The 25,297-nt window shown below is 62.0% G+C and carries 24 protein-coding genes, 1 tRNA gene, 1 pseudogene and 1 riboswitch; of the genes and pseudogenes, 8 read left to right on the forward strand and 18 right to left on the reverse strand.

Features of this window, described 5'->3' with window-relative positions; translation table 11 throughout:
* Window position 1 precedes the first annotated feature (1 nt).
* The 3 genes from BLJAPNOD_RS03985 to BLJAPNOD_RS03995 form a co-directional block, all read right to left on the reverse strand.
* On the reverse strand, window positions 2-682 hold the full coding sequence (locus BLJAPNOD_RS03985) for an LON peptidase substrate-binding domain-containing protein (RefSeq protein ID WP_077500830.1): 681 nt from the start codon (window positions 680-682) through the stop codon (window positions 2-4).
* 125 nt (window positions 683-807) lie between these two features.
* Complete coding sequence (trxA, locus tag BLJAPNOD_RS03990) at window positions 808-1,785, reverse strand: thioredoxin (RefSeq protein WP_115418974.1); 978 nt, start codon at window positions 1,783-1,785, stop codon at window positions 808-810.
* Window positions 1,786-1,843: 58 nt separating this feature from the next.
* Entirely contained in the window at window positions 1,844-2,353 is a 510-nt protein-coding gene (locus BLJAPNOD_RS03995) for a prolyl-tRNA synthetase associated domain-containing protein (protein WP_115418975.1), read from the reverse strand.
* Between the two features lie 252 nt (window positions 2,354-2,605).
* On the opposite strand from BLJAPNOD_RS03995, the gene BLJAPNOD_RS04000 reads away from it, so the two are divergent.
* A tRNA-Gly gene (locus BLJAPNOD_RS04000) sits at window positions 2,606-2,680 on the forward strand.
* A 189-nt stretch (window positions 2,681-2,869) separates the two neighbouring features.
* On the opposite strand, the gene BLJAPNOD_RS04005 is transcribed toward BLJAPNOD_RS04000, so the two are convergent.
* From BLJAPNOD_RS04005 to BLJAPNOD_RS04065, 12 genes are all read right to left on the reverse strand, one after another.
* Window positions 2,870-5,809, reverse strand: a complete 2,940-nt coding sequence (locus BLJAPNOD_RS04005; protein ID WP_199565888.1) for a TonB-dependent receptor — start codon at window positions 5,807-5,809, stop codon at window positions 2,870-2,872.
* A 179-nt stretch (window positions 5,810-5,988) separates the two neighbouring features.
* Window positions 5,989-7,011, reverse strand: a complete 1,023-nt coding sequence (locus tag BLJAPNOD_RS04010) for a FecR family protein (RefSeq protein ID WP_115418976.1) — start codon at window positions 7,009-7,011, stop codon at window positions 5,989-5,991.
* Between the two features lie 89 nt (window positions 7,012-7,100).
* A complete protein-coding gene (locus BLJAPNOD_RS04015) occupies window positions 7,101-7,613 on the reverse strand; it encodes a sigma-70 family RNA polymerase sigma factor (RefSeq protein ID WP_115418977.1) in 513 nt (170 codons plus the stop codon).
* Window positions 7,614-7,746: 133 nt separating this feature from the next.
* Window positions 7,747-8,769 (reverse strand): aldose epimerase family protein, encoded by a 1,023-nt coding sequence (locus tag BLJAPNOD_RS04020; protein WP_115418978.1) that lies wholly within the window; start codon window positions 8,767-8,769, stop codon window positions 7,747-7,749.
* Window positions 8,770-8,856: 87 nt separating this feature from the next.
* On the reverse strand, window positions 8,857-10,041 hold the full coding sequence (locus BLJAPNOD_RS04025) for a VWA domain-containing protein (protein ID WP_115418979.1): 1,185 nt from the start codon (window positions 10,039-10,041) through the stop codon (window positions 8,857-8,859).
* Window positions 10,042-10,047: 6 nt separating this feature from the next.
* Window positions 10,048-10,974 carry a homoserine O-succinyltransferase gene (gene metA / locus BLJAPNOD_RS04030; protein ID WP_115418980.1) on the reverse strand — a complete coding sequence of 309 codons (927 nt, stop codon included), beginning with the start codon at window positions 10,972-10,974 and terminating at the stop codon, window positions 10,048-10,050.
* Window positions 10,975-11,037: 63 nt separating this feature from the next.
* Window positions 11,038-11,115: riboswitch (SAM riboswitch) on the reverse strand.
* A 221-nt stretch (window positions 11,116-11,336) separates the two neighbouring features.
* Entirely contained in the window at window positions 11,337-11,789 is a 453-nt protein-coding gene (locus tag BLJAPNOD_RS04040) for an NUDIX domain-containing protein (protein WP_115418981.1), read from the reverse strand.
* On the reverse strand, window positions 11,786-12,625 hold the full coding sequence (locus tag BLJAPNOD_RS04045) for a MoxR family ATPase (RefSeq protein ID WP_115418982.1): 840 nt from the start codon (window positions 12,623-12,625) through the stop codon (window positions 11,786-11,788). The genes BLJAPNOD_RS04040 and BLJAPNOD_RS04045 overlap by 4 nt, the downstream gene beginning before the upstream one ends.
* 120 nt (window positions 12,626-12,745) lie before the next feature.
* On the reverse strand, window positions 12,746-13,126 hold the full coding sequence (locus tag BLJAPNOD_RS04050) for a RidA family protein (RefSeq protein ID WP_115418983.1): 381 nt from the start codon (window positions 13,124-13,126) through the stop codon (window positions 12,746-12,748).
* Window positions 13,127-13,135: 9 nt separating this feature from the next.
* Window positions 13,136-13,741, reverse strand: a complete 606-nt coding sequence (gene leuD / locus BLJAPNOD_RS04055) for a 3-isopropylmalate dehydratase small subunit (RefSeq protein WP_077500818.1) — start codon at window positions 13,739-13,741, stop codon at window positions 13,136-13,138.
* A 216-nt stretch (window positions 13,742-13,957) separates the two neighbouring features.
* Window positions 13,958-14,389: a glyoxalase/bleomycin resistance/extradiol dioxygenase family protein gene (locus BLJAPNOD_RS04060; protein ID WP_077500817.1), complete on the reverse strand. Its 432-nt coding sequence runs from the start codon at window positions 14,387-14,389 to the stop codon at window positions 13,958-13,960.
* Between the two features lie 255 nt (window positions 14,390-14,644).
* The gene (locus BLJAPNOD_RS04065) at window positions 14,645-14,890 is read right to left on the reverse strand and encodes a hypothetical protein (RefSeq protein WP_077500938.1); all 246 of its coding nucleotides are present in this window, start codon (window positions 14,888-14,890) and stop codon (window positions 14,645-14,647) included.
* A 110-nt stretch (window positions 14,891-15,000) separates the two neighbouring features.
* On the opposite strand from BLJAPNOD_RS04065, the gene BLJAPNOD_RS04070 reads away from it, so the two are divergent.
* A complete protein-coding gene (locus BLJAPNOD_RS04070; RefSeq protein WP_115418984.1) occupies window positions 15,001-15,906 on the forward strand; it encodes a CoA ester lyase in 906 nt (301 codons plus the stop codon).
* On the forward strand, window positions 15,903-16,109 hold the full coding sequence (locus BLJAPNOD_RS04075; protein ID WP_077500815.1) for a DUF1737 domain-containing protein: 207 nt from the start codon (window positions 15,903-15,905) through the stop codon (window positions 16,107-16,109). Before BLJAPNOD_RS04070 ends, BLJAPNOD_RS04075 begins: the two co-directional genes overlap by 4 nt.
* Before the next feature lie 87 nt (window positions 16,110-16,196).
* Here the strand turns inward: BLJAPNOD_RS04075 and BLJAPNOD_RS04080 are convergent, their stop codons facing one another.
* The gene (locus BLJAPNOD_RS04080) at window positions 16,197-16,631 is read right to left on the reverse strand and encodes a metallopeptidase family protein (protein WP_115418985.1); all 435 of its coding nucleotides are present in this window, start codon (window positions 16,629-16,631) and stop codon (window positions 16,197-16,199) included.
* Window positions 16,632-16,801: 170 nt separating this feature from the next.
* Between BLJAPNOD_RS04080 and BLJAPNOD_RS35855 the strand changes: the two genes are divergently transcribed.
* From BLJAPNOD_RS35855 to bfr, 5 genes are all read left to right on the forward strand, one after another.
* On the forward strand, window positions 16,802-17,761 hold the full coding sequence (locus tag BLJAPNOD_RS35855; protein WP_244610871.1) for a hypothetical protein: 960 nt from the start codon (window positions 16,802-16,804) through the stop codon (window positions 17,759-17,761).
* Window positions 17,712-19,229, forward strand: coding sequence for a DNA polymerase Y family protein (locus BLJAPNOD_RS04085; protein WP_244610997.1), 1,518 nt, complete (start codon window positions 17,712-17,714; stop codon window positions 19,227-19,229). The genes BLJAPNOD_RS35855 and BLJAPNOD_RS04085 overlap by 50 nt, the downstream gene beginning before the upstream one ends.
* Window positions 19,226-22,582, forward strand: a complete 3,357-nt coding sequence (locus BLJAPNOD_RS04090; RefSeq protein ID WP_115418987.1) for an error-prone DNA polymerase — start codon at window positions 19,226-19,228, stop codon at window positions 22,580-22,582. The genes BLJAPNOD_RS04085 and BLJAPNOD_RS04090 overlap by 4 nt, the downstream gene beginning before the upstream one ends.
* A 396-nt stretch (window positions 22,583-22,978) precedes the next feature.
* The gene (locus tag BLJAPNOD_RS04095) at window positions 22,979-23,290 is read left to right on the forward strand and encodes a (2Fe-2S)-binding protein (protein WP_077500937.1); all 312 of its coding nucleotides are present in this window, start codon (window positions 22,979-22,981) and stop codon (window positions 23,288-23,290) included.
* Window positions 23,256-23,747 (forward strand): bacterioferritin, encoded by a 492-nt coding sequence (gene bfr, locus BLJAPNOD_RS04100; RefSeq protein WP_112806492.1) that lies wholly within the window; start codon window positions 23,256-23,258, stop codon window positions 23,745-23,747. The genes BLJAPNOD_RS04095 and bfr overlap by 35 nt, the downstream gene beginning before the upstream one ends.
* A 496-nt stretch (window positions 23,748-24,243) precedes the next feature.
* Here the strand turns inward: bfr and BLJAPNOD_RS35860 are convergent.
* Window positions 24,244-24,533: pseudogene (locus BLJAPNOD_RS35860) on the reverse strand (hypothetical protein); the annotation flags it as partial.
* Window positions 24,534-24,578: 45 nt separating this feature from the next.
* Window positions 24,579-25,136 (reverse strand): RNA pyrophosphohydrolase, encoded by a 558-nt coding sequence (locus BLJAPNOD_RS04110; RefSeq protein ID WP_343215794.1) that lies wholly within the window; start codon window positions 25,134-25,136, stop codon window positions 24,579-24,581.
* Window positions 25,137-25,297 lie beyond the last annotated feature (161 nt).

Here is a 25,297-nt window from a genome sequence, read left to right on the forward strand (position 1 = left end):
CTTATTGCAGGATGTTGTCGACGTCGCCGAAATTGCGCGCAAGCACGATCTCGGTGATGGCGATCAGCGTTTCGGCGCGGGTCTTGAGGTCGGGAGCCTCCAGCAGCGCCTGCTTCTCCGCCGGCCCGTAGGGCGACATCATCGCCATGGAATTGACCAGCGTGCGGTTGCTGGCGCGCTCGACGCTCTCCCAGTCCGCCTTCAGCTTGTTGGCCTCCAGATAAGCCCTGAAGGCTGCCAGCAGCGCCGAACGATCGACCAGGCTCTCATCGTCGCGATTTTCGAGATCGGCCGTGAACGGGCCGATGCGGAAACGGCGATAGCCGCGCGTGCCGGCGACTTCGCTAAACAGCCGGTAGCGGCACACGCCCGTCAGCGAGGTGATGTAGCGGCCATCGCCGGTTTCGGCAAAGGAGGTGATGCGGCCGATGCAGCCGACCTGACAGAGTGCTGGAACCGGGCCGACGCCGATATCGTTGCGGCCTTCGCAGAAGGAGGGCTGCACGATCCCGATCAGCCGGTTGCCGGAAAGAGCATCGTCGAGCATCGCCAGGTAACGCGGCTCGAAGATGTTGAGCGGCAGCTGGGCGCCCGGCAAGAGAAGCGCGCCGGTCAGCGGAAACACCGGAATGATCTCCGGCAAGTCCTGCGGACCTAGATAACGTGCATTTCCGACATGCATTCCGATCGACCTTGCAGATGTCCGGTCTTGCCCCCGCCACGCATCGCAGCGTGGCCAACCAGATCAAGAAATGGTGCGCCCCTTGAAAATCTCAAGGGAAAAACGCACCGATCTTGCTGCGTGGCTCAGGAAAACAGGATCGACGACAGCTTGCGGCGTGCGGCGATCGTCGCCGGGTCTTTGGGGCCCCAGACTTCGAAGAAGGAGACGAGCTCGCGGCGTGCGCCATCGTCGTCGAAAGCCCGGTCGCGTTTCATGATCGTCAGCAGGTGATCCGCCGCGCCATTGCGGTCGCCTTCGACGTTCCGGATCTTGGCCAGCATCATGCGGGCTTCGTGATCATCTGGGTTGGCGGCCAGGCGCTGTTCCAGAGCGTTCGGATCGCCGAGCTTGCGGGCTTCCTCGATCTGGTCGAGCTTCTTGGCAACCGCGCTGATGCCGGCATCCTTGGCAAGATCTTCCGGCAGGCTCGTCAGCGCTTCACGCGCTTCGGCAATCTGGCCGAGTGTGATCATGCAATCGACCATGCCGGCGATCGCTACCGCGTTCTCCGGGTCTGCCTGCAGCACGGCGCCGAAGAGGCCGGCGGCGTTCTCGGCATCGCCGGCTTCCAGCAATCCCTTGGCATCGGCAAGGGCTGCCTCGATCTCGGCCTTGCTGTCATCGACGGCGGGACCGGCGACCTTTTCAATGAATTGCTTGATCTGGCTTTCCGGCACGGCGCCCATGAAACCGTCGACCGGTCGCCCGCCGACGAAGGCGATGACGGCGGGGATCGACTGGATGCCGAGCTGGCCGGCAATCGACGGGTGGTCGTCGATGTTCATCTTGACGAGCTTCACGCGGCCGGCAGCTTCGGTCACGACTTTTTCGATCACCGGGGTCAGCTGCTTGCACGGACCGCACCAGGGCGCCCAGAAATCGACGAGAACAGGCTGCTGGCGCGACGCGTCCAGCACGTCCTTGCTGAAGTTGGCGGTCGTCGTTTCCTTGATCAGGTCGCCGCCCGCAGCCGGTGCTGCTGCCGGCTGGCCGCCGAAGGAAGCCGAAGCGGTCATCTGGTTGCCGAAGGACCCTGCATAGGGATTGTCGTTGCCCGTCATTCTTCTCTCCTCGCCGGCTCTTGATCCGGCTTCCTGCATTCGCGCCAAAGATCGTATGTCAGGCTGTCACTTTCAAGACAAGCGGTTCATGTCCCGTGGCTTCCATGAAGCGCAACAGGTCCTTCGAGCCGATCGAGGTCGTCGCGTCGTTGGACAGCGGGTGGCAGTTGATCACATCGAATGCCATCAGCTCCTCGTCGATGATCACCTTGACGTTGCCGCCGGTATCGTTGATCGCGCCGAGTGCCGTCACCGCCCCGGGAATGACGCCGAGATATTCCATCAGTTTTTCCGGCTTGCCGAAGGAAACCTTGCTGGCGGCGCCGATGACCTGGTGCACCGTCTTCAGATCCACGGTCGCATGTTCCTCGACGGTCAGGAGGAAGTAGTTGTCCTTCTTGTCCTTCACGAACAGGTTCTTGGTGTGGCCACCGGGGATTTCGTCGCGCAGCGATACCGATTCGGCGACGGTGAACACCGGCTCGTGTCTTTTGGTGCTGTGTTGGATGCCGAGATCATCGAGAAAGCGGAAAAGGTCGTCCGCGGTCTTCGGCTGCGCTTCGTTCATGGGGTGATTCTCCTGCCGATCGATTTTTTTCCAGTCTGCTTTAGGGGAGAACGGCTGCGCCGTGCAATCTCAGAGACGCCGGAGGGGCGCGAAAACGCGGCATTTGCGGGCTTCCCGAGCAGGCTCCCAAAAAATATTCGACTTCTCGTCATTTCCCTGTTGCATTCCAAAATCGCTTAGGCCATATAGCGCCCGTCGCCGCAAGTCAGCGACGCCCACGGTCCACCGACTACCCCCGGACCGAGGTAATGAGCGGGTGTAGCTCAGGGGTAGAGCACAACCTTGCCAAGGTTGGGGTCGGGCGTTCGAATCGCCTCACCCGCTCCAATTTTCCCAACCGATTACATTGTAATGTCTTGGGCTGGCGGCATCGCCGGGGCCTCTGGCGCAATGCTTTGAAGCATTAGTGTTCCGCGCCGAGATATCATCTCATTGGCGCGATTTGTCGTTTTCTGCTGCAGAACAAAAAAAACGGTGCGGACGCGCCGCACCGCTTTCCAGCCATTTCCGATCGAATCAGAATTTCATCGTCAGGCCGGCACGAAAGGTTCGACCGGGCGCCGGCATCAGGCTTTGCGCCAGAGGATCGAGATAATAGCGGTCGGTGAGATTTTCGACCGACAGGTTCAGCACCGCATCCTCGCGCAGCTCATAGGCCATGAAGGCGTCGAAGACGGCGACCGGGTGGTAGAAGACCTGGGCTGCCGTGACATTCTTCTGCCAGGGCTGGTCGAGTTTTTCCACAGGACCGCTGGTGTAGGTCATGCGGCCGCCGATCGTCAGGGTTTCGTCGAGGAAGCGCGCGCCCGCCGTGACGTTCACGGCGTATTTCGGCGGGTTTTGCGTGTTGGCGTAGGAGCCGCTGAAGCCGCCCGGCGTGCAGTCCGGCGTGTTTTCCGTGCGGGTATAGATGGAGGCGGCTGCCCGCAGCTGGGCGGCCACGACGGGATCGCAGGTTTCGGCGTTGAAGTAGTAGGTGGTCGAAAGATCGGCGAAGAACCGGCCCTCGTCATAGTTTGCCTGCAGTTCCAGCCCGGAAACCTTGAAGCTCTCGGCATTGCTTAACAGCATCATGCCGTTGCCCGTAGGGTTGTAGAAGCGGGTTATGTAGTCGTCGATTTTTGTGTTGAAGTAGGCGAGCTTGAGGCCGGCGGTGTCACCCGGCGACAGGAGATCCGATGTCATCGTGCTAGCGCCGATTTCCCAGGCGCGGGAGCGCTCGTGCTTCAATGTTGCGCTCTGGACCACCTGCAGCGTTCCCTGCGATGATTCGAACAGGCCCGGCATGCGCAGGCCTTCGGTGTAATTCACGTAGACGAGGCTGTCCTCGGTGATGTTGTGGCTGATGCCGAACGCCGGGGCAAAGCCGCCATCGTTGCGTTCAAGCTGATTGCCGTATTTGTACTCTTTGACGAACTCTGCGACCTGCGGTGCATAGACCGTGGTGGAGTTGTATTTGAGGTTGCCGATCCTGACTTCGGAGTTGTCCGTATAGGTGGTCGCATTGCCGTCATTCAGCAGCGGATTGGTGGCATCGGTGAAGTTGCCGTCCTTGTCGGCGAACCAAAAGGCATTGGCCACCCAGTTGGTTCCATCCTTGAGCAAGATGTTTCTGTAGGACCTCTTTTCGTAGATCGCTTGCGAATGCCGGTTGTTGTCCTTGCTGTTGAACCTGACGTAGCGCCCGCCAAGCCGGACCGAGAACGCCTCTGTCGGCTGCAGCGTGAATTGCCCCGAGAGGTTGCCTTCCTGTCGGTCGCCGTCGCGCAGGATCCGGTTGTTGTTGCGGTCGTCCAGGGTGATGACGACGCCGTCGGCGGGGCGGATGGTCTCGTTCATGAACGATGCGCCGAAATCGAGCGTCGCCTGTCCGAGGCCGGTGTCGAACTCCGCCTTGTTACTGGCATCGATGCCCCAGCGGCGGTTCTGCTGGCGGGCCCAGCCGTAATCATTGTCGAAGTCGGAGCGTTGGGACCGGGGAACCATCGGCCCGCCGTTCAGCAGTTCGCTGTCGGCATCCGTCATCCAGGCATTGGCCCTGAAGTTGATCAGGTCGCTGTCAGCAGGGTCGTAGGCGTAGCGCGCGTTCAAGGCGTCGATCTTCATCGAGCCGAGCGGCCATTGCCCGAGCGTGTCGTCGCTGCCGCGATAGATCACCGACGGCATGATCTCGCCGAAGCGCCCATCGAAATGGCGAAAGCCGACGTCGAGCGTCTGCTCGTCGGTCGGCCGGATCGTGGCCTTGAGCAGCACCGACTGGGTGTTGCTCGAGGTGTTCATGACCTCTTCGCCCTCCTTGTAGACCTTGGCGACGGAATTCTCTTCACGCAGGTAGGTGCTGCCGTCCCAGCGCTTCACCGGCGTAAAGATGCGGTAGCGGTCGCGGCCATGCGAGCCGGCGAAGTAGTTGCCTTCGTTGCGCTTGGCGAAGGCGCCGACGAGGTCGAAATACTCGTTGGTGTAGGCGACGGCCGCGCTGCCCGACTTGGCGTCGGAATTGAAGATGTTGCCGCGCTCGGTGCGGGCATCGGCTTCGTGTCTTTCCCAGCGCGGCACGCCGGTACGCGGTTCCTGTGGCGAGATGCCGTTGTTCGAGAGGTCGCCCTTCAGCTTGACGCCGAAGGTCGCTCCGTCCTTGAGAATGTCGGTGACGCCGATCGTCTGCATCGCGACTGTGCCGCCGATGGCGCCCGAAGCTCCGGCAGCCAGGCTCGGCCCCTTGTTGATCAGCACGCCGCCGATCAGATCGGGATCGATATAGCTGCGCTGTTGCGTGCCGGCATAGCCGCGATAGGTGTCGAGTGCCTGCTGGCCGCCGTCGACCGTCACGGCAATCCGGTTCTGGCCCTGGACGCCACGGATGTTGACGTCGAGGCCGCCGCCATTGCGGCTGTCGCCCACCTGAACGCCAGGTTGGCCCTTCAACATGTCGCCGGCGGTGCGATGGCCAAACCGGTCAATCGTCTCGGACGAGATGTAGACCGTGGACTTCGGAGCGGTGAAGACCTCATCCTTTGGCGAGCGGACGCGGCCGCCACGCACCGTTATCGCCTCGAGCTCTGTGGAGCCTGTCGCCAGGGACGTGTCCACCGGTTCGGCGCTCTGTCCGAGAACCGCAGCGTTGTCGCCGTTGACGTGGAACCTGATGCCGCTGCCCTGCAAGAGCCGCTGAAGACCCTGCTGTGCAGTGTAGCGGCCGTTCACCGTGGTCGAGGTCACGTCCCGGCCAAGGCTGGCCGGTTGCGAAATCTGCAGTCCGGTTTGCCGGCTGAAGACGCTAAGCGCGCTGGAAAGCGGTTGAGCCGGGATGTTGAAATCGTGGACCGTTTCGTTCGTCCGGCTCTCGGAAGGGATCGCCGACCCGCTCGAAGCGGTTTGTGCTTCGACGGTCGTGGCGGTCCAGAACAATGCAAGCGCCGTTGTTGCCATCAGGCCGGCGCCACGCCTCAGCCTCACGTATCTTGTCCCCTCGACGAATGAATGTGCCGGTACCACGGATGCCATTTCAGTACTCTCTCCTGATCTGCAGACGCCGGAATGCGCGGCGCCTCAGAGTGCAAGACAAAGTGCGGACGGATTTTTTTCAGCTTTCGAGCCGATCGCTCAAAAAACTTGAATTTTTTTGTCCTGTTTTATCAAAGGCGGGTGATGACACGCAGAAGCGGCGATGCCGACCGCACGTTGCCGCCATAGGGGCCGACCAGCGCGCGCAAGGCCTGGTCAGGTCTGGTGAGGTCGTAGATGCCGCTGACCTGCTTTGCCGCCAGGCCACGGTCTGGAACGGTGATCCAGGCGGGATGATAGCGCTGGATCAGCTCCACCACGGAGCCGATTGTCTGGTTGGTGACGTAGAGGCGGCCTTCGCGCCAGGTGGCGATGTCGCCGATGGCGATGGCGGCGCGTGTCTCAGCGCCGTTTTCGCGCTCGATGCTGATGACTTCGCCGGGCTCAAGGGTTGCCTGCGAGCCCATGTCATCGCCGAAGCTCGTCCGGACCCTTCCATGCGCCAGAGCCACATCGGTGACCGCGGAGGTCATCCTCACGTCGAAAGCGGTTCCCAGCACCTCGACCTGGACGCCGCCGGCCGTGACCACGAAGGGCCGTCCGTCGGCGATGACATCGAAGAACGCTTCTCCGGCGAGAAGGGTAATTTTTCGGCTGCTTTCGTCAAAGGTCGATTTGATCGCGCTGTCGGCGCCGAGCACGACGGTGCTGCCGTCATCGAGCTTGACGGTGCGGATTTCGGCCGTCCTGGTCAATTGATCGGCCCGGAGCCGGAGCATGACGGCGGGGCCGAAAAACAGCGCAGCGCAGAGGGCAACCGCTGTCGCCGCGGCTGCCAATCCCGGCCGGCCGATGCGTCCTGCCCATGCGCGCCGCGCGTGGCCGCGGGCAGGTCGCATCGGTTGCCGGGCGGCGTTTGTCCCGCGCGCCGGCGACAGCCGTTCGTATTCGGCAGGCGCTGCGCCGAGGGCATCCCACATCGCCGCTGTCCTGTCCCAGGCTGCCCGGTGCTCGGGCGATTGCGATCGCCAGGCCTCGAACCGCCGACAAAGATCCGTGTCTTGCGGCGTCTCGCGCAGCTGTAGTAGCCATTCCGCTGCTTCTTCCTGGATCGATGGCGTCTTGCCGCTGTCGTCGTTGCCAACTGATTTCATCGCGAAGAATAACTCTTTCCAGCGTATCGATGCGCGGTGCCAAATCCATTTCCGGCCATTTTCGGTGACCAGGCCACATGTTTCAGTGGCTAGCCGATGCCCGTGCTCATCTGTTCGGCAAGCCGCGCCATCGCCGCCTTCAAGAGACGATGAACCGTGGCGATCGAAAGATCGAGGTGCTCGGCAATTTCCTGCAGGGTGTAACCGTCAAAACGATACATCTCGACAACGACCCTGGCGTCATCGGGCATGCTGGACAGGATCGAGGCAACGCTGCGAACCTGATCGCAGAAAAGCGCGTGCTGTTCAGGGGTATCCACCGGTTGCGGCTTCCCCCAAAACGGCAGGTTGTCGCACACCTGCTGGCTTTCGTAGCGCTTGCGCTTCTTCAGATTGAACGCGAGGTTGCGGATGATACGCACCAGGTAGGCCCGTGGCGATAACGCGGTGTCTGCGTGTTGCGGCGAGAAGCGGATGAACGCCTCCTGGACCAGATCTTCCGCCTCGGCCCGCGAACCGGAGAGCAAACGGGCATAGGCCAGAAGCGCGGGACGATGCGCGATATAGATCGCGTTCCGCTTGTCGTTGTCCCGCACACTCATATTCCCGCAGTCCGCATTCGCACGGACAGCCTATGCCCTGCCCCAACGGGAAATACTTAACTTTCTTACTCATGTATTTTCAAGCGATTTTTCGTACGGAAGCGACGCCATGTCCCGGCCCCGTGTTTCCGGCTCAGCTCTTCATGAAAACATAGTCCGTTTCCTGGCGACGCAGTTCGCCGGGGCGCAGAACTGCGTTCGGAAAGCCCTGGTGGTTGACCGCGTCTGGCCACACCTGGGTTTCCAGGCAGAAGCCGGCAAAGGCGCCATAGCGGCGTCCTTCGAGGCCGGGCACCGGCACGTCGAGCTTGAAGCCGGTATAGAGCTGCACGCCGGGCTCGGTCGTCAGCACTTCCATCGTCACGCCGGAGTTGAGACTGCGGGCAAGAGCGACCGAATGTTTCGCCATGCGCTCCGGCGAGAGGCAGAAATTGTGGTCATAGGCGATGCGTTCGCCCTCGGTCTGGCGCTTGAGGGAAGTCATTTCCCTGAGATCGAAGGCGGTCCCTTCGACCGGGCGGATTTCGCCCGTCGGCACCTGGCGTTCGTTGGTCGGCAGATAATGGTCGGCGGCGATCATGATGTCATGGCTAAGCGCGTCCGCGCTGCCATCGAGATTGAAATAGCTGTGCTGGCAAACATTGGCGAGCGTCGGCCGGTCGCTCTCCGTCTCGTAGACAACGCTGAGCACGCCGCCGGGCTTCAACTGGTAGGTACAGCGGATCCGGCAGTTGCCTGGATAGCCGGCGCGTCCATCCGGGTCGGTGATCGTCAATGTGACGCTGTCCCGCGTCCGCTCCACGATCGTCCAGTTGCGTTTGCCGATGTTGTCGCTGCCGCCGTGCAGGTGCGTCACGCCCTTTTCGTTGCATTCGAGCTGGTAGGCTTGGCCATCGAGCGTGAAGCGCCCGTCGCCGATGCGGTTGGCGCAGCGGCCGGGTGTCGCGCCAAAATAGGGGGAATGAGCGACATAGCTTTCGAGATCGGTAAAGCCGAGCACCAGCGGCGGCTCGTGACCCTCCAGCCGCAGGTCCTGGATCACGCTTCCCCAGGTGAGGATATGGGCGGTCAGGCCGCCGCCGGAAAGCACGACGCGGTGAACCGGCTCACCCGATGGCAGGTGTCCGAAGATATCCGTGTCTGCATGCTTGTCCATCGCCTGGTTCTCCCCGTCCTCGCGGCAAGCAACCTGCGTCATTTCCTGGGGATCGGCAACCGGAAATCGAGATTTTCTGCGGTAGATTCAGCGTGATAGTTGTTTTGTCGCGTCCTGCAGTCCGGCAAGCGTCAAAGGGAACATCCGGCCGCCGAAGAGGCCCCCGATCATGCCGATCGACTGGGTATAGCCCCAGTGCTGCTCGGCAACAGGATTGAGCCAGATGGATCGGGGGAAGTGGGTGGCGATACGCGAGAGCCAGAGCCCGCCGGCCTCATCGTTCCAATGCTCGACCGAGCCGCCGGGGTGGCTGATCTCATAAGGGCTCATCGAGGCATCGCCGACGAAGATCGCACGGTAGTCGCTGCCGAAGGTGCGCAGCAGCTCCGACGTGCGGGTGATATCGGCGCGACGGCGGCGATTGTCCTTCCACAGGCCCTCGTAGACGCAATTGTGGAAGTAGAAGTGCTCCATGTGGCGGAATTCGCCGCGTGCGGCCGAAAACAGCTCCTCGACGATGCGGATATGGTCGTCCATCGAGCCGCCGACGTCGAAGAACATCAGGAGCTTGACGGCGTTGCGCCGCTCCGGTCGCGTTACAACATCGAGATAGCCGTGCTCGGCGGTGGCGCGGATCGTGCCGGAAAGGTCGAGTTCGTCGGCAGCCCCCTGGCGCACCCAGCGCCTGAGCCGTTTGAGCGCCACCTTGATGTTGCGCGTGCCGAGCTCGACCGTGTCGTCGTAATCCTTGAACTCGCGCCGGTCCCAGACCTTGACGGCGCGGCGATGCCGTGAGCCGTCCTGGCCGATACGCACCCCCTCAGGATTGTAACCATAGGCGCCGAAGGGGGAGGTGCCGGCGGTGCCGATCCATTTGGAGCCGCCCTGGTGACGCCCATCCTGCTCGCGGAGCCGCTGGCGCAAGGTCTCCATCAGGGTCTCGAAACCGCCAAGGCTTTCGACCAGGCGTTTCTCTTCTTCCGTCAGGTATTTCTCGGCCAGCTTGCGCAGCCATTCCTCGGGGATCGCCGCCTGTTCGAACTCATCAGGCGGATTGATCGTCTCAAGGCCGGAAAAGCAATGCCGGAACACGCCGTCGAAGCGGTCGATATGGCGTTCGTCCTTCACCAGCGCTGTGCGCGCGAGAAAATAGAACGCCTCGATATCGAAGGTGGCGATGCCCGCCTCCAGGCCCTCGATCAGGGACAGGAATTCCCGCAGCGTCACCGGGATTTTCGCAGCCTTCAGTTCGAGGAAGAAGGGGATGAACATTTAGCCTCAGTCTTTCTCCGTGCCGATCATGTCCATGTCGTAGGGCGTCGTCTGGTACATCTCGTTGATCCAGTTGCCGAAGAAGAGATGCGCGTGGCTGCGCCAGCGGTTCTGCGGCGGTAGGGTCGAATCGTTGTGCGGGAAGTAGTCGTGCGGCATCTTGATCGGCACGCCGGCATCCACGTCCCGGAAATACTCGTCCGACAGCGAGGTGGAATCATACTCCACGTGATTGAACATGTAGAGGCGCTTGCCCTTTTTCTCGTGCACGAGGCAGACGCCCATCTCCTTCGATTCCATCAGGATCTCGAGGTCGGCCACCCCGTTGATGTCGGCGCGGCGCACTTCGGTCCAGCGCGACACCGGCACGGCGAAATCGTCGGAAAAGCCGTTGAGATAGACGGAGGAGGGCTGCAGGTTCTGGTGGCGGTAGACGCCGAAGGCTTTCTCCTTCAGCAGGTATTTCGGCACGCCGTGGAAATGATAGATCGCCGCCATCGCCCCCCAGCAGACGTTCAGCGTCGAATGCACGTTGGTCGTCGTCCAGTCGAGGATGCGCTTCAGTTCATCCCAATAGGTGACATCCTCATATTCCAGCGTTTCGACGGGCGCGCCGGTGATGATGAAGCCGTCGAACTTGCGGTCCTTCACCTCTTCCCAGGTCTCGTAGAAGGCGAGCAGATGTTCCTCGGAGGTGTTTTTCGCCCGGTGCGCGCCGATGCGGATCAACGACAGCTCGACCTGCAGCGGCGATGCGCCGATGAGGCGCGCCATCTGGATCTCGGTCTTGACCTTGTTCGGCATGAGGTTGAGGAGCCCGATCTGGAGCGGGCGGATATCCTGACGGATCGCCACGGTCTCGGTCATCACCCGCACGCCCTCGGTTGCGAGGGTTTCGAAGGCGGGCAGCGTATCGGGTATCTTGATAGGCATGGGGCTTCCACTCGATCGATACAAAAAAACCGGCGGCGATTGATCGCGACCGGTCCTCGGAAAATCCACGTTTCCTCGGCCCTTTAGCGATTTGTTTAACGTGGCTGCAAGCCGGCCGGCCAAATCACCACGGTTCATTTGATAGCGCGGCATGGGCGCGGGGGTCAATGAAAAACGAACCGCCGGCTAAAAGGCGCCCCTCATCCGGCTGCCGCCACCTTCTCCACGCAAGCGGGGAGAAGGGCCAGCGCCGCGAGGGCATGCCTCCCTCGCCAGCCCACAGGAACTCACCGCCACTGCCAGCCGAAATCCATTGGCGATCAAGTGGTCCGCGTCCCCTCTCCCCGCTTGCGGGGAGAGGGTTAGGGTGAGGGGCTAATGCCTTGGGCTTGCAGCAGCCCCAGACTATCCGCCATGCCATATCCGAGACGGCACGAAGCTTCGTCGAGTGCCAGCCAGAAGAAGCGAAAGCGGATCGGCGAGCCGCCGCCGTCCGGCGTCATCTCGAGGTTGAACCAGGTTTTTCTTTGTTCGCCGGCTAACGGCGCATGGAAGTAATGCCGGCGATGGCAGATCTGCCGTCCGTCTTTCGTGAAGTGGTAATCCTGTGTCGCAAGCGGCAACAATGTCGCCGGCGGCGCCAATCCGGTCTCTTCGACAAACTCCCTGAGGGCGGCTGCTTCGGGGCTTTCGCCCGGTTCCATCGTGCCGCCGGGAACCTGCAGGTCGATTTCAGGAAAGTCCGGCTCATCGAAGACGAGCAGCTGCTCCCGCCAGGTGGCGTAGATCAGCACCTTGTGGGCGTCAGGCTTCATTGGTCGCGGCGTGCCATGAAGGCCAGGCGTTCGAAGAGGTGGACGTCCTGTTCGTTCTTCAAGAGAGCACCATGCAGCTTCGGCAGCATGGTTTTCGGGTCGGCGCGCAGGTCGGCCGGGTCGATCTCGTCAGAAACGAGCAGGCGGATCCAGTCGAGCGCTTCGGAGGTCGACGGCTTCTTCTTCAGCCCCGGCACCTGGCGGATATCGTAGAAGGCGGCAAGCGCTGCCGAAAGCAGCGTTTTGCGGATACCGGGATAGTGCACCTCGACGATGCGAGCGAGCGTGTCGGCGTCGGGGAAGCGGATATAGTGGAAGAAGCAGCGGCGCAGGAAGGCGTCCGGCAGCTCCTTCTCGTTGTTGGAAGTGATGACGACGATCGGCCGCTTTCGGGCCTTGATCGTCTCGTTGGTCTCGTAGACGTGGAACTCCATGCGGTCGAGTTCCTGCAGCAGGTCGTTCGGAAACTCGATGTCGGCCTTGTCGATCTCGTCGATCAGGAGCACCACCCGCTTGCCGGCCTCGAAGGCCTGCCAGAGCTTGCCCTTGCGGATGTAGTTCGCAACGTCGTTGACGCGCTCGTCGCCGAGCTGGCTGTCGCGCAGGCGCGAGACGGCATCGTATTCGTAGAGACCCTGTTGCGCCTTGGTCGTCGACTTGACGCTCCATTCGATGAGCTCGAGCCCGAGAGCTGCGGCGATCTGGCGGGCAAGTTCGGTCTTGCCGGTGCCGGGCTCGCCCTTGACGAGCAATGGCCGTTCCAGCCGGATCGCGGCATTGACGGCGATCATCAGATCCTTGTCGGCGATATAGTCGGCGGTGCCTTCGAATTGCATGGGCTTCTTCCGGTCGTGGCGATGCGCAAAACGGTCCTGCGGGTGAGGTCCGTCGTCATGCCTCTGAGTAGCGCATAAGCGGGTGAGGTGCCAATGCCGCCGACTGCCGCCCGCCAGAGGTCAACCGCGGAAGGCGGTGACCTCGATCTCGATCAGCATTTCCGGGCGGATGAGGTCGCACACGACCATGGTGGCGGCCGGGCGGATGTCGCCGAACATCTCGCTGAAGATCGGAAACACCCGATCGGCGAAGCTGGCATCGGTGACGTAGTAGTGATTGCGCACCACATCTGAAAGCGAGAAGCCCGCCTCCTTCAGCGCGCCCTCGATCGTCTTCAGGCAATTGCGTGCCTGATCTTCCACTGTTTCCGGCATGGTCATGGTGGCGTAGTCGTAGCCGGTGGTGCCGGAGACGAAGCACCAGTCGCCCTTGGCGACGGCACGCGAATAGCCTGCCGTCTTCTCGAAGGGCGAACCGGAGGAGATGAGCTTGCGCGTCATCCCTTCAGCTCACGCCCAGGGGCGCGAGGCGGCGGTCGACTTTTCGAAGCTGTCGATGGCCGTTGCCTTCTCCAGCGTCAGGCCGATGTCGTCGAGGCCGTTCAAGAGGCAGTGGCGCTTGAAGGCATCGATCTCGAACTTGACAGTGCCGCCGTCCGGGCCGGTGATTTCCTGGGATTCCAGGTCGATCGACAGGATGGCGTTGGAGCCGCGCGAGGCGTCGTCCATCAGCTTGTCCAGGTTCTCCTGGCTGACGACGATCGGCAGTATGCCGTTCTTGAAACAGTTGTTGTAGAAGATGTCGGCAAACGAGGTCGAGATCACGGAGCGGATGCCGAAGTCGAGAAGCGCCCACGGCGCGTGCTCGCGCGAGGAGCCGCAGCCGAAGTTGTCGCCGGCGACCAGGATCTTGGCGTTCTGGTAAGCGGGCTTGTTGAGCACGAAATCCGGGTTGACCGAGCCGTCCTCGTTGTAGCGCGCTTCGGCGAAAAGACCTGTGCCGAGACCGGTGCGCTTGATCGTCTTCAGGTAATCCTTCGGAATGATCATGTCCGTGTCGACGTTGACGACGGGGAGGGGAGCGGCGACGCCGGTGAGCTTGACGAACTTTTCCATAACTTCAGGCCTTCGATTTCAGCGAAATGTTGCGTAAGCGTTTAGATCAGTTTTGCGCCGAAATGAAGGAAAATCTATCTCGAAGATGCTTGCCGGGCAGGTGGAATCGCCTGCTCGGCAAGTGTTGTCATGGATGTTTTGTCAGTTGAGGCTCGTTGGTCGAGGGGTTTGCCGGTTGATGCCGGCGTCAGCCCGCCTTGACCGAGCCCGCTCGACCTAGCCTGCCTTGGCCGGGGCGTTCAATGCCCAGAGCACGCCGAAGGGGTCGCGCAGCTGTCCGTAGCGGTCGCCCCAGAACATCAGCTCAATCGGCATGACCACTTCGGCGCCGGCGGCAACCGCTTTGCTCCACCACGCGTCGATGTCGTCGACCGGCAGCATCAGGCTGAAGGCCTGGGGTTTCTCCAGGGCATGGCCGTATTCCGGATAGGCGTCGCTCAGCATCAGCGAACTGCCGTTGATGTGGAGATGGATGTGCATCGTCCGGCCCTGATCGTCGACCGGCTGCCGATAGGCTTCCTTGGCGCCGAAGGCGTGCTTGTAGAACTCCGCTGCCTTGGCGGCGCCGTCGACCTGGAGATAGGGCACCAGCCCGTTGAGCGCCTGCGGCAACTGGTTTGCGTCTGTTTTCTGCGTCGTGCTGTCCATGTCATGCTCCTGTTCTAGGGAATGATAGAGTGGCCACGACCTTTGCGGGCCTGACACAAGGACGAAGGCAGATGGGGTTTGCCGACAGGGTGGTCGCAAAAAAAATGCGCGGGGTTGGGTTGCAGCGCTGGGCACGCTTCAGCGGAACCAGGACGAGCGAACAGGCCTCCCGTCAAGAGATTTGTAAAAACAAGGAGATAGAGCGCTTCCACTGTTTCGCCTCAACGAAACCGGAAACGCCCTGGAGGTCGATGACTAGAGATCGATGATCGTGCCGCGACCGTCGTTCCAGATGCGCATTTCGCGCGGGGCGGGTCCGGAGGCCGGGCGGGCCGTTGCGCGTGCGGACTTCAGGTTCAGCCGGGCGGCAATGGCACTGCCGATCGCGACAACGGCAGCGATGCCGGCGAGCGCAAGTGCCAGCGATGCGGTGAACACGAAGGCTGCCAGCGTGATGGCGATGGCGAGGGCCGTAAAGAGAACAGAACGTATGCTTTGCATGATCGTCACCTTTCTGGTCCCGATGTGGGTGTTGGCCCCGCTGCTTGCAAGAGGGGTGCGGCCGTTCGCCTCGCCTTGCGGAAAAAATCAAAGGCGGGCACAACTGCCGCATGACAAAATCGATCGAACATCACCCCGTTCGCCTGCGTCGTTCGGTGCTTTGCGTGCCGGCCGACAATGCCCGTGCACTGATGAAAGTTTCGCAACTGGCGGCCGATGCCGCGATCTTCGACCTTGAGGATGCGGTGGCGCCCGAGCGCAAGGTGGAGGCGCGTGAGGGACTTGTGCGCTACCTCAGCGAAAGCCGGCCGGATTGCGAGATCGTCATCCGCATCAACGCGCTCGGATCGGGCTTCGGCCAGGAGGATCTGGCGGCGGCTCTTCAGGCAAAGCCTGACGCGATCCTGTTGCCCAAGGTCGAAAGCCCGGGCGATATCCAGATCGTCGCCGACTGGCTTTCCGACAACGACGCGCCGGAGGGCTTGCGCCTCTGGGCGATGATCGAGACGCCGCGCGGTGTCGTTAATGCCCCCGCGATCGCCGAAACCGGCCGCACCTTCGGCGGCAGGCTCGATTGTTTCGTCGTCGGCCTCAACGACCTGCGCAAGGAGACGGGCGTTCCAGACCGTCCCGGTCGGCCTTACCTCATTCCGTGGCTGATGCAGATCCTGCTCGCCGCCCGCGGCAACGGCCTTGATGTCATCGATGCGGTGTTCAACGATTTCCGCGATGCCGATGGTTTCGACGAGGAGTGCCGGCAGGGGCGCGACATGGGCTATGACGGCAAGATGCTGATCCACCCCTTGCAGATCGGTCCGGCCAACGAGCGCTTCGGCGTCGAGCAGGCCGCCGTCGACGAGGCGCGCGCCATCATCGCCGCCTTCGCGCTGCCGGAGAACGCCGACAGGGGCGTCATCAATCTTCATGGCCGAATGATCGAGCGGCTGCATCTCGACCAGGCCCTGAAGCTCGCCGCCAAGGCGGACACGATTGAAAAACGAAAGGTAAGATTTTGAAACTGTACCGCTTCCTCACCGGCCCCGACGATGCGTCCTTCTGCCATAAGGTGACCGCGGCGCTGAACCAGGGCTGGTCCCTGCACGGCTCGCCGACCTACGCCTTCAATGCGGATACGCAGTACATGCAATGTGGGCAGGCCGTATTCAAGGAAGTCGAAGGCAAGGATTATAATCCCGACATCAAGCTGTCGGAGCAGTAAAAAGCAGGAACGCTCCTCCCTTCCGGCCGGAGCGTTTCTTTGTCTTCCGATTGTTCTTCAGGGCTCTGCCTCAGAGCGGATTGGGGCTTAGTTGCCCACGTGCTCGACGCTAGCCTCGATCCGCTCCATGTCGTCGTCGGAGAGGCCGAAATGGTGGCCGATTTCGTGGATCAGCACATGGGTGATGATATCACCAAGCGTTTCCTCGTTCTCCGCCCAGTAGTCGATGATCGGGCGGCGATAAAGCGTGATCCGGTTTGGAAACTCGCCCGTTTCCATGGTGAAGCGTTCGGTAATCCCGCGGCCCTCGAACAGGCCGAGCAGGTCGAACGGCGTTTCCAGCGCCATGTCCTCGAAAACGTCGTCGGTTGGAAAGTCGGCAACCTCGATGATGAGGTCGGTCGTCAGCTGGCGGAACTCCTGCGGCAGGTGGCCGTAGGCTTCCACTGCAAGCTGTTCGAATGTGGTGAGCGTCGGTGCGTGGCGTTCCCGCCAATCATCGGTCTGGTCAATGCGGGCCATAGGCACTCCTTGTTGCCCTCCATATAGCGATTTTGGCTTTGTTTTTCGAGTGTTGAATTCCTGATGCAAAGGCCAAGGAATAAATTCTTAAATTTGGCTGTTGACTCATCCTGACAGCTCTGGAATCTATAAGAACATAACAGGAACAACTTAAATGGGAGTTGACCGTCATGGCCGAGAACGCCGTGCAGCGGGAGACCGTTCTTTCGCTTCGCGAAACCATAGCCCAGATCGAAAATCGCAGGCTTGCGGGCGTCGTGAAGACAGTCAAGGCGGCCGATCCAGCAGGCTTCCGGCGCAGGCAAGAGGGCACCCAGTCCTCCGGCCGCAAGGTCCTGCCGCTTGGCATTCCCGAACTCGACGCTATCCTTGAGGGCGGGCTGCCGCTTGAAGGCATGACTGAGATCCGCAATTCCGAGACGCGCGATGCCGGGGCTGCTGCCGGATTTGCAACCGCGCTTGTCGCCCTCTGTCAGCAGGCGCGCCAGCAGAAGGGCGATGCGGCGGCGCCGGTGCTGTGGATCAGTCAGTCGCTGGCCTCGACCGAGGCCGGCCTGCCCTATGGTCTCGGTCTGAAGGCGTATGGGCTCGACATTCGAAGCCTGATTCTCAGCCTGCCGCGCACGGTGAAGGACGCGCTCTGGATTGCCGAGACGGCGCTTTCCGTTTCGGCCTTCTGCGCCGTCATTCTCGAAATTCGCGGCAATCCGGCATCGCTGGCCTTGAGCGAAAGCCGGCGGCTGCATGTTCGCGCCCGTGCCGGTCGCATTCCTTTGCTTCTTCTGCGTCAATCCGGCCACGAGGAGGCGAGCAGCGCCTTCTTCCGGCTTCATATCGAACCGGCGCCCGCCCGCGAGCGCCCCCTTCCTGACGGTTCGATGCTTTGCGGCAGCATCGGCCATCCCGTCTTTCACGTCATTGCCGAAAAGAGCAGGTCTCCTGCTCCCGTCGGCCTCTTCCTGGAGTGGAACCCCCATGACCGCCGCTTTTACCCCGTCGAGCCCCTACCAGCCGCTGCTGCGGCAGACCCACAACCAGCGCATTCTGTCGCTGGACTTTCCGCATCTTCCGGCCGACCGGGTGGCGCGGAGCCGCTGGGGCACCTCCTGGCTTTCCCGCGGGCGTCCTGAACATCCGCCTGTCGTCTTTGCCGATAGGGCCAGGAATGCCATGCGCCTCGTGGCACTCGATGGTCTTGCCGAAAAAACAGGATTCCAGCTGGGCCAGGGCGTTGCCGAGGCCCGGGCCATGTGCCCCGAGGTCGATGTGCTGCCCGCCGACCGCGCGGCGGACCGCGCTCTTCTGGAAGGGCTCGCGGACTGGTGCAGTCGCTATACGCCGCTGGTGGCGCTCGATGGCGAAACCGGCCTTTATCTCGACATCACCGGCTGCGCCCATCTCCTCGGCGGCGAGAAATCGCTTCTCGACGACCTGCTCGCCCGGCTCTTTCATTTGGGTATCGAGGCGCGTGCGGCGATCTCGTCTTCAGCCGGGCTCTCTTGGGCCGTGGCGCGCTTTGGCGCGCAAGGCGTGATCGCTCCGGAGGAGGCAGCGCGCCTGCTTGCGCCGCTGCCGATGGCTGCCCTCAGGCTTCCGGCCGACATGATCGAAACGCTTGGCCGGGTCGGCCTCAAGCAGGTCGGCGACATCATCGAGGCGCCACGGGCGCCGCTTGCCCGCCGCTTCGGGTCCATGCTGCTCCTGCGCCTCGATCAGGCCATGGGGCTGGAGGACGAGCCGCTTTCGCCGCGGCTTCCCGTCGCCAGCCTCTCGGCCGAGCGGCGGCTTTCAGAGCCGGTCCAGGGCGAGGCCGATATTCTCGGCCTGACGCAGGAACTGGCGGCAAGGCTGAAACCGGAGCTGGAAAAGCGCGGTGAAGGCGGGCGGTTGTTCGAGCTCTTGCTCTTTCGCGTCGATGGCCGGGTCTTTCGCATTGCGGCCGGAACCTCTTCGCCGCTGATTGATCCGGACCGCATTGCCGGCCTGTTCCGCGAGCGGCTGCAGGCGGTGCATGACGATCTCGATGCCGGTTTCGGCTTCGAGATCCTGCGGCTGTCGGTTCCCAAAAGCGAAAAATACGAGGTGATGCAGGAGGATTTTTCCGGCACGCCGGATCGGCAGCGACCGCTTGCCGCCTTTGCCGACAGGGTCATGGCGCGGCTGGGGGCGGAAAGCCTGTTTCTGCCCGTGCTGTCTGAGAGCCATGTGCCGGAGCGTGCCGCCGTTTTTCAGCCGCTTGCGGATGTGGGAATGCTGAAGACGGCAGAGGAGGGCGCTTGCTCAGTTCCGGCCGCGCTTCTGGCGGCCTCCGTTCGGCCGCAGCGGCTGTTTCAAAGTCCGGAACCGGTGGAAGCCGTGGCCGAGGTGCCGGAGGGGCCGCCCAGAAGCTTTCGCTGGCGGCGCAGCCTTCACCGTATCGCGCGCGCCGAAGGCCCGGAACGGATCGCGGCCGAATGGTGGGTCGATGGCGAAAAGGCAGCCGAGCGGGATTATTTCCGGGTGGAGGATGAGAGAGGCCGGCGCTTCTGGCTGTTTCGAGAAGGCCATTATGGCGGACCGACGCAGCCGCGCTGGTTCATGCATGGGGTCTTCGCATGACGACGCCCTATTTCGAGATCGGCGCCTGGTCGAATTTCTCCTTCCTCGAGGGAGCCTCTCATCCGGGCGAAATGATCGTTGCCGCCAGCCGCCTTGGCATTTCCGGTCTCGGGGTCGCCGATCGTAACACGGTGGCGGGCGTGGTGCGCGCCCATGCGCAGGCGAAGGTGGAGGGATATGCCTTCCAGCCCGGCGCCCGGCTTTCTTTTGCCGAGGATATCCCGGATGTGCTCGCCTATCCGCGCAACCGCCGCGGCTGGGGCAACCTCTGCCGCATGCTGAGTGCTGGGAACTTGCGCGCGACAAAGGGCACCTGCACGCTCCATGAGGCCGATCTTGTCGAATGGGGCGAGGATATCCTCCTTGCCGTCCTGCCCGATCCGGTGATCGGTGCGCCGGAGGCCAACAATCTCACGGCGTTTCTCAAGCGGCTGAAACCGCATTTTGCCGACCGGCTCTATCTGGCGCTGGTCCCACGCTATGACGGTTTCGACCAGCTTGTCTTTGCCGGACTGGCCACCATCGCCCGCAACGCGGGCACGCGGCTGATCGCCACCAACAGCCCGCTGTTTCACGAGCCGGCGCGCCGGCCGCTTGCCGATATCGTCACCGCCATCCGCGAGCATGTGACGGTGGCGCAGGCCGGGTTTCGGCTTCAGGCGAACGCCGAACGGCATCTGAAACCGCCGGCGGAAATGGCGCGGATCTTTCGTGACTATCCGGAGGCGATCACCAATACCGGGCATTTTTTCCGCCGGTTGAATTTCACTTTGGCGCAACTCGAATACCAATATCCCGACGAGAGTTTTGCCGGCGAGACGACGACGCAGACCCTCAGGCGGCTGACGATGGAGGGCGCCCATGTGCGCTATCCCGGAGGCATTCCCGAGAAGGTCTCGACCCAGATCGAATACGAGCTCGATCTGATCGCCAGCAAGCGCTACGAGCCCTATTTCCTGACCGTGCGCAACATCATGGAATATGCGCGAAGCGTCGACATTCTCTGCCAGGGGCGCGGATCGGCGGCGAATTCGACGGTCTGTTACTGTCTTGCTATCACCGAGGTCGATCCGCTTTCGACGACCCTGCTCTTCGACCGCTTCCTGTCGACCGAGCGGGACGAGCCGCCGGATATCGACGTCGATTTCGAGCATGAGAAGCGGGAAGAGGTCATCCAGCATATCTACCGGACTTACGGCAAGGAACATGCGGGGCTGACCGCGGCCGTCATCAGCTACCGGGCGCGCTCAGCCGGCCGCGAAACGGCAAAGGCCTTCGGCTTTTCCGAGGACGTGCAGTCGGCGCTTGCCGGTTCGGTCTGGGGTTGGTCGGCCGCCGACCTGTCGGAGCGGGAGGCCAAGGCTGCCGGCCTCGACACCAAGGATCCGACGACGGTGCGGGTGCTCGACTATGCCACCGAACTGATGAGCTTTCCTCGCCATCTCTCCCAGCATGTCGGCGGCTTCGTCATCACCCGCGATCGGCTCGACGAGGTGGTGCCGATCATGAACACGGCGATGCCCGACCGCTACATGATCGAGTGGGACAAGGACGACCTCGATACGCTCAAAATCCTGAAGATCGACGTGCTGGCGCTCGGCATGCTGACCTGCATTGCCCGGGCCTTCAAGCTGATGGAGCGGCATTACGGTGTCAGGAAAGACCTGCATACGCTGTTCAAGGATCACCAGGAGGCGGTCTACGACATGATCTGCCGGGCCGACACGATCGGCGTCTTCCAGATCGAAAGCCGTGCGCAGATGAGCATGCTGCCGCGGCTTCGGCCCCGCATCTTCTATGATCTCGTCATCGAAGTGGCGATCGTGCGGCCCGGACCGATCCAGGGCAATATGGTGCACCCCTATCTGAAGCGTCGAGAGCAGCGCAATCGCAACATTCCGATCGAGTATCCGAGCAAGGAGCTGGAAGCGGTTCTGGAGCGGACCTTGGGCGTGCCTTTGTTCCAGGAGCAGGCGATGCAGATCGCCATTACCGCGGCAAATTTCACGCCGGGGCAGGCCGATCAGCTCAGGCGGGCTATGGCGACCTTCAAGCGCACCGGCACCATTCATACCTTCGAGCAAAGGATGGTCGAGGGCATGGTCGCCAACGGCTACGACAGGGATTTCGCCGTACGTTGTTTCAAACAGATCGAAGGCTTTGGAGAATATGGCTTCCCGGAAAGCCATGCCGCGTCCTTCGCGCTGCTCGTCTATGTCTCTTGCTGGCTGAAGACCTATTATCCCGATGTCTTCTGCGCGGCGCTTCTGAACTCGCAGCCGATGGGTTTCTACGCTCCCGCGCAATTGGTGCGGGACGCGCGCGAACATGGCGTGCGGGTCCTGCCGGTCGACATCAATCATTCGGATTGGGATGCGGACCTTGAGCAGGGCCTTCTCGACAGCAAGGCAATCGAGCCGCGGCACCGAGAAATGGAGGATGTGATCCTGACGAAAAAGGCCATCCGCCTCGGCTTCAACCAGGTCAAGGGGCTTAGGGAGAAGGAGATCGTGGACAAGCTCGTCGCCCATCGCGGTCCCGGCTATACCTCGGTTCGCGATCTCTGGCTGCGTTCCGGGCTGCCGCGGTCGGTGCTGGAGAAGCTTGCCGATGCGGATGCGTTCCGCTCGATTGGGCTCGACCGCCGCAACGCGCTTTGGGCGGTGAAGGCGCTGGACGAAAAGAGCGCTGCCGAGCGGCTGCCACTGTTCGAGCAGGCGACGCAGGACGAATTCCAGCTGGAGCCGGCGGTGTCGCTGCCGGTGATGCTGGAGGGCGAGCAGGTCATCAACGACTACCGCTATCTTTCCTTCTCGCTGAAGGCGCATCCGGTTTCCTTCCTGCGGACGGAGCTTTCGGCGCAGGGGCTGGTGGAAAGCCGCGCGCTCGCCACGGCGCCCGTCGGCCGCAGAGTGACGGTCGCCGGGCTGGTGCTCGTTCGCCAGCGTCCGGGCTCGGCCAAGGGCGTGATCTTCATGACGATCGAGGACGAGACCGGCGTCGCCAACGCCATCGTCTGGCCGAAGGTCTTCGATCAGTATCGCCCGGTGATCATGGGGGCACGTCTCGTCAAGATCCGCGGCCGGCTCCAGCGCGAAAGCGAAGTCATCCATGTGGTGGCGGAGTACATCGAGGACATGACCCCGATGCTCGGGCTTTTGCGCAAGGAGGAGCGCCGCTTCGGTGCAAACGATCGCGCCGACGAGGTGCTGCGACCGACAGCGGACGCGCGCGACAAGAAGGTGCTGAAGGAGTTGCGCCTGGCGGCAGCACGCCGCGCCGCCGGCGCAGATCAGCAGGCCGTTGCGACCGAGGTTGCCGACGTCATGCCGAAGGGGCGTAATTTCCACTGACACAGGGGTATGGGTTCGGTTCGAACCATGCACGCAACCGGCAGCGGCTCTTGCGTGAAACTGCGCGTAGGACAAAGGGCTTGGCAAGCCAGGGGATGACAGCTGTGTTCAAGACGCATTTTCAGCGCTGAACCCTGATACCGATCGTCGGGCCGGACGCGCCGCCTGGCGGATGCGTAAAAATGTCGCAGCCTTCCGGCGGCGGCGCATAGAAATCCACAGCCGGAAAGGTCATTGGTGCAGAGCTAATATTATGAAAATACGATGTTTTCCGTCATGTTTAGATTCGTTCTAATCGGCCTGCAACTTGCGCTCGCGGAGTTTTTTGTTGACAATAAATATCCTCTTTTGCTTTATGAGCGAATTCAGGACGTTGCGTATCACAGGCAAGACGACATGCTGGTTTGCAGCTGCAATTTCATCACGGAAAAAGACATCGAAGATACGATCGTAGCCCTCCTCGATGAGGACTGTTGGCAGCTGATCGTGCCGGCAAAGGTCTACCACGCGATGGAGAAACGTGGCCGCTGCTGCGGTTGTTTCCCCAATGTCGTCGACATCATCATCCGTACCACCGAGCAATATCACGGCCGTCGCGACTCGACGGATGTCGAGATATTTGATTTCATGGCCCGCCTCAAACAATTCCATGAAGACAACCGGAGGGCGGACATTGAAAGGCGACAAAAAGGTCATCGAGCAGCTTAACGAAGCGCTCTATCTCGAACTCGGTGCCGTCAACCAGTACTGGCTGCATTTCCGCCTTCTCGAAGATTGGGGCTACACGCTCCTTGCCAAGAAGGAACGCGCCGAGTCGATCGAAGAAATGCACCACGCCGACAAGCTCGTCGCGCGCATCATCTTCCTTGAAGGTCATCCGAACCTGCAGACCGTCGGTCCGCTGCGCATCGGCCAGAACGTCAAGGAAGTGCTGAAGGCCGATCTTGCCGGCGAATACGACGCCCGCACGGCGTACAAGAAATCCCGCGACATCTGTCATGAGGCCGGAGACTACGTCTCCATGAAGCTGTTCGAAGAGCTGCTGGCCGATGAGGAAGGCCATATCGACTTCCTCGAAACCCAGCTCGAGCTGCTGGAAAAGATTGGCGAAGAGAAGTACGGCCAACTGAACGCCGCACCGGCCAACGAAGCCGAAGTCGACTGAGTATCTCGCACCATTCACACGACAAAGCCGCCGATGACCTCGGCGGCTTTCTGGTTTCAGGGCCAAGACGATCCATGATGCCCCGTTGCCTGGCTGCGCTTAAAGAATGGACGCTCAGGACGACGGTTCGCCGGCATGGCAGCCCCTCAAAGAACTCGGTCGGGATCCGCGAAGCCTCAGCTTGAGCGCATTTGTGCATGCGTGTTCAAACGGCAATGCGCTCTGCACCCGCTTGGTTTAGGGCCGACCGGCAGCGGCTCGGTGCCAACCCGCCGGATATCGGCGTTGGCCCCTGAGCGGCGTTGCAGTCAGACAGGGTAAAACCTCAACCGGAACCAGGCGGTCGGTGAGGGTTGCCGCCACAATCGCGAGGCCCAAAGCGCCGGCTGCGCGCGGCCCCATGGCAACCTGTACGCTGCGAACCATGCCAGAGCATCGCTTTGTTGTGTGCCCGTTGCCGAATGGCCCCAAGCGAGAGGTCGATCAGCGCAGACTGCTACCTCCAGTGCAGACCCGGCCCAGGTCGAGCATGGTAGTTACGGTGCAGATGGGTGAAGTCGGAAACGACCTCTTCATAGACCTTGCGCTTGAACGGCACGCTTGTGCCAGGCAGACTTGTGCCAGGCAGGCTTTGCATGCGCTTCCACGTCCCAGACGTCGAATTCCGCCTCGTGGGCGCCCGGAGGCGGGTTGATGGCGATCCCGTTCACGTCGCCCGCGGAGCGGAAGGCATAAGCGCTGCGTCTGGCCACGAAACTTGCCCGCGAGGTCGATGCCGATCGGGTGCGGTTGATGTCGACGCAGACCCGGCCCCGGTTGAGAAAGGCGTCGTTACGCTGCCAGATGGGCGAAGGCGGAAACGACCTCTTCATAGACCTTGCGCTTGAAAGGCACGATCATGCCAGGCAGGTCGCGCATCGGCTTCCAGTCCCAGGCGTCGAATTCCGGCTCGTGGCCGCCGGGCGGCGGGTTGATGGCGATCTCGTTTTCGTCGCCCTCGAAGCGGAAGGCATACCAACGCTGCGTCTGGCCGCGAAACTTGCCCTTGAGACCGATGCCGATCAGGTGCGATGGCAGGTCATAGTTGATCCAGCCCGGCGCTTCTGCGAGCAGCGAGACCGTGCGCATGCCGGTCTCTTCATAAAGCTCGCGATAGGCGGCTTTCAGCGGATCCTCACCCTTGTCGATGCCGCCCTGCGGCATCTGCCATTGCTGCGGCGAGCCGTCATATTCGGAGTTGCCGACGGCAATCCGGTGGCCGGCCCACACGAGGCCGGCGCGGTTCAGAACCATGACGCCGACGCAGGGGCGATAGGGCAGGTCTTCCGGCCGCAGGGGCTTGTCATTGTGTTTGCTCATCCGCTGTCCTCTCCTGGCACAAGGTGTCATGCACTGCCTGATCACACGGGCGCCGCCCCGAATTGTTCGAACCGTCGCGATGTCTCATCGCATCCATCTTTCGGATCCGCAACGCTTTCGTGCGGTACGTCCGAGACGCAGCAATCTACCTATGCGGCGTAGAGAACGTTGCAGCACGTTTGGTGGCAGCG

Origin of the sequence: Ensifer sp. M14 (assembly GCF_003355565.1) — a bacterium.
Taxonomy (GTDB): domain Bacteria; phylum Pseudomonadota; class Alphaproteobacteria; order Rhizobiales; family Rhizobiaceae; genus Ensifer.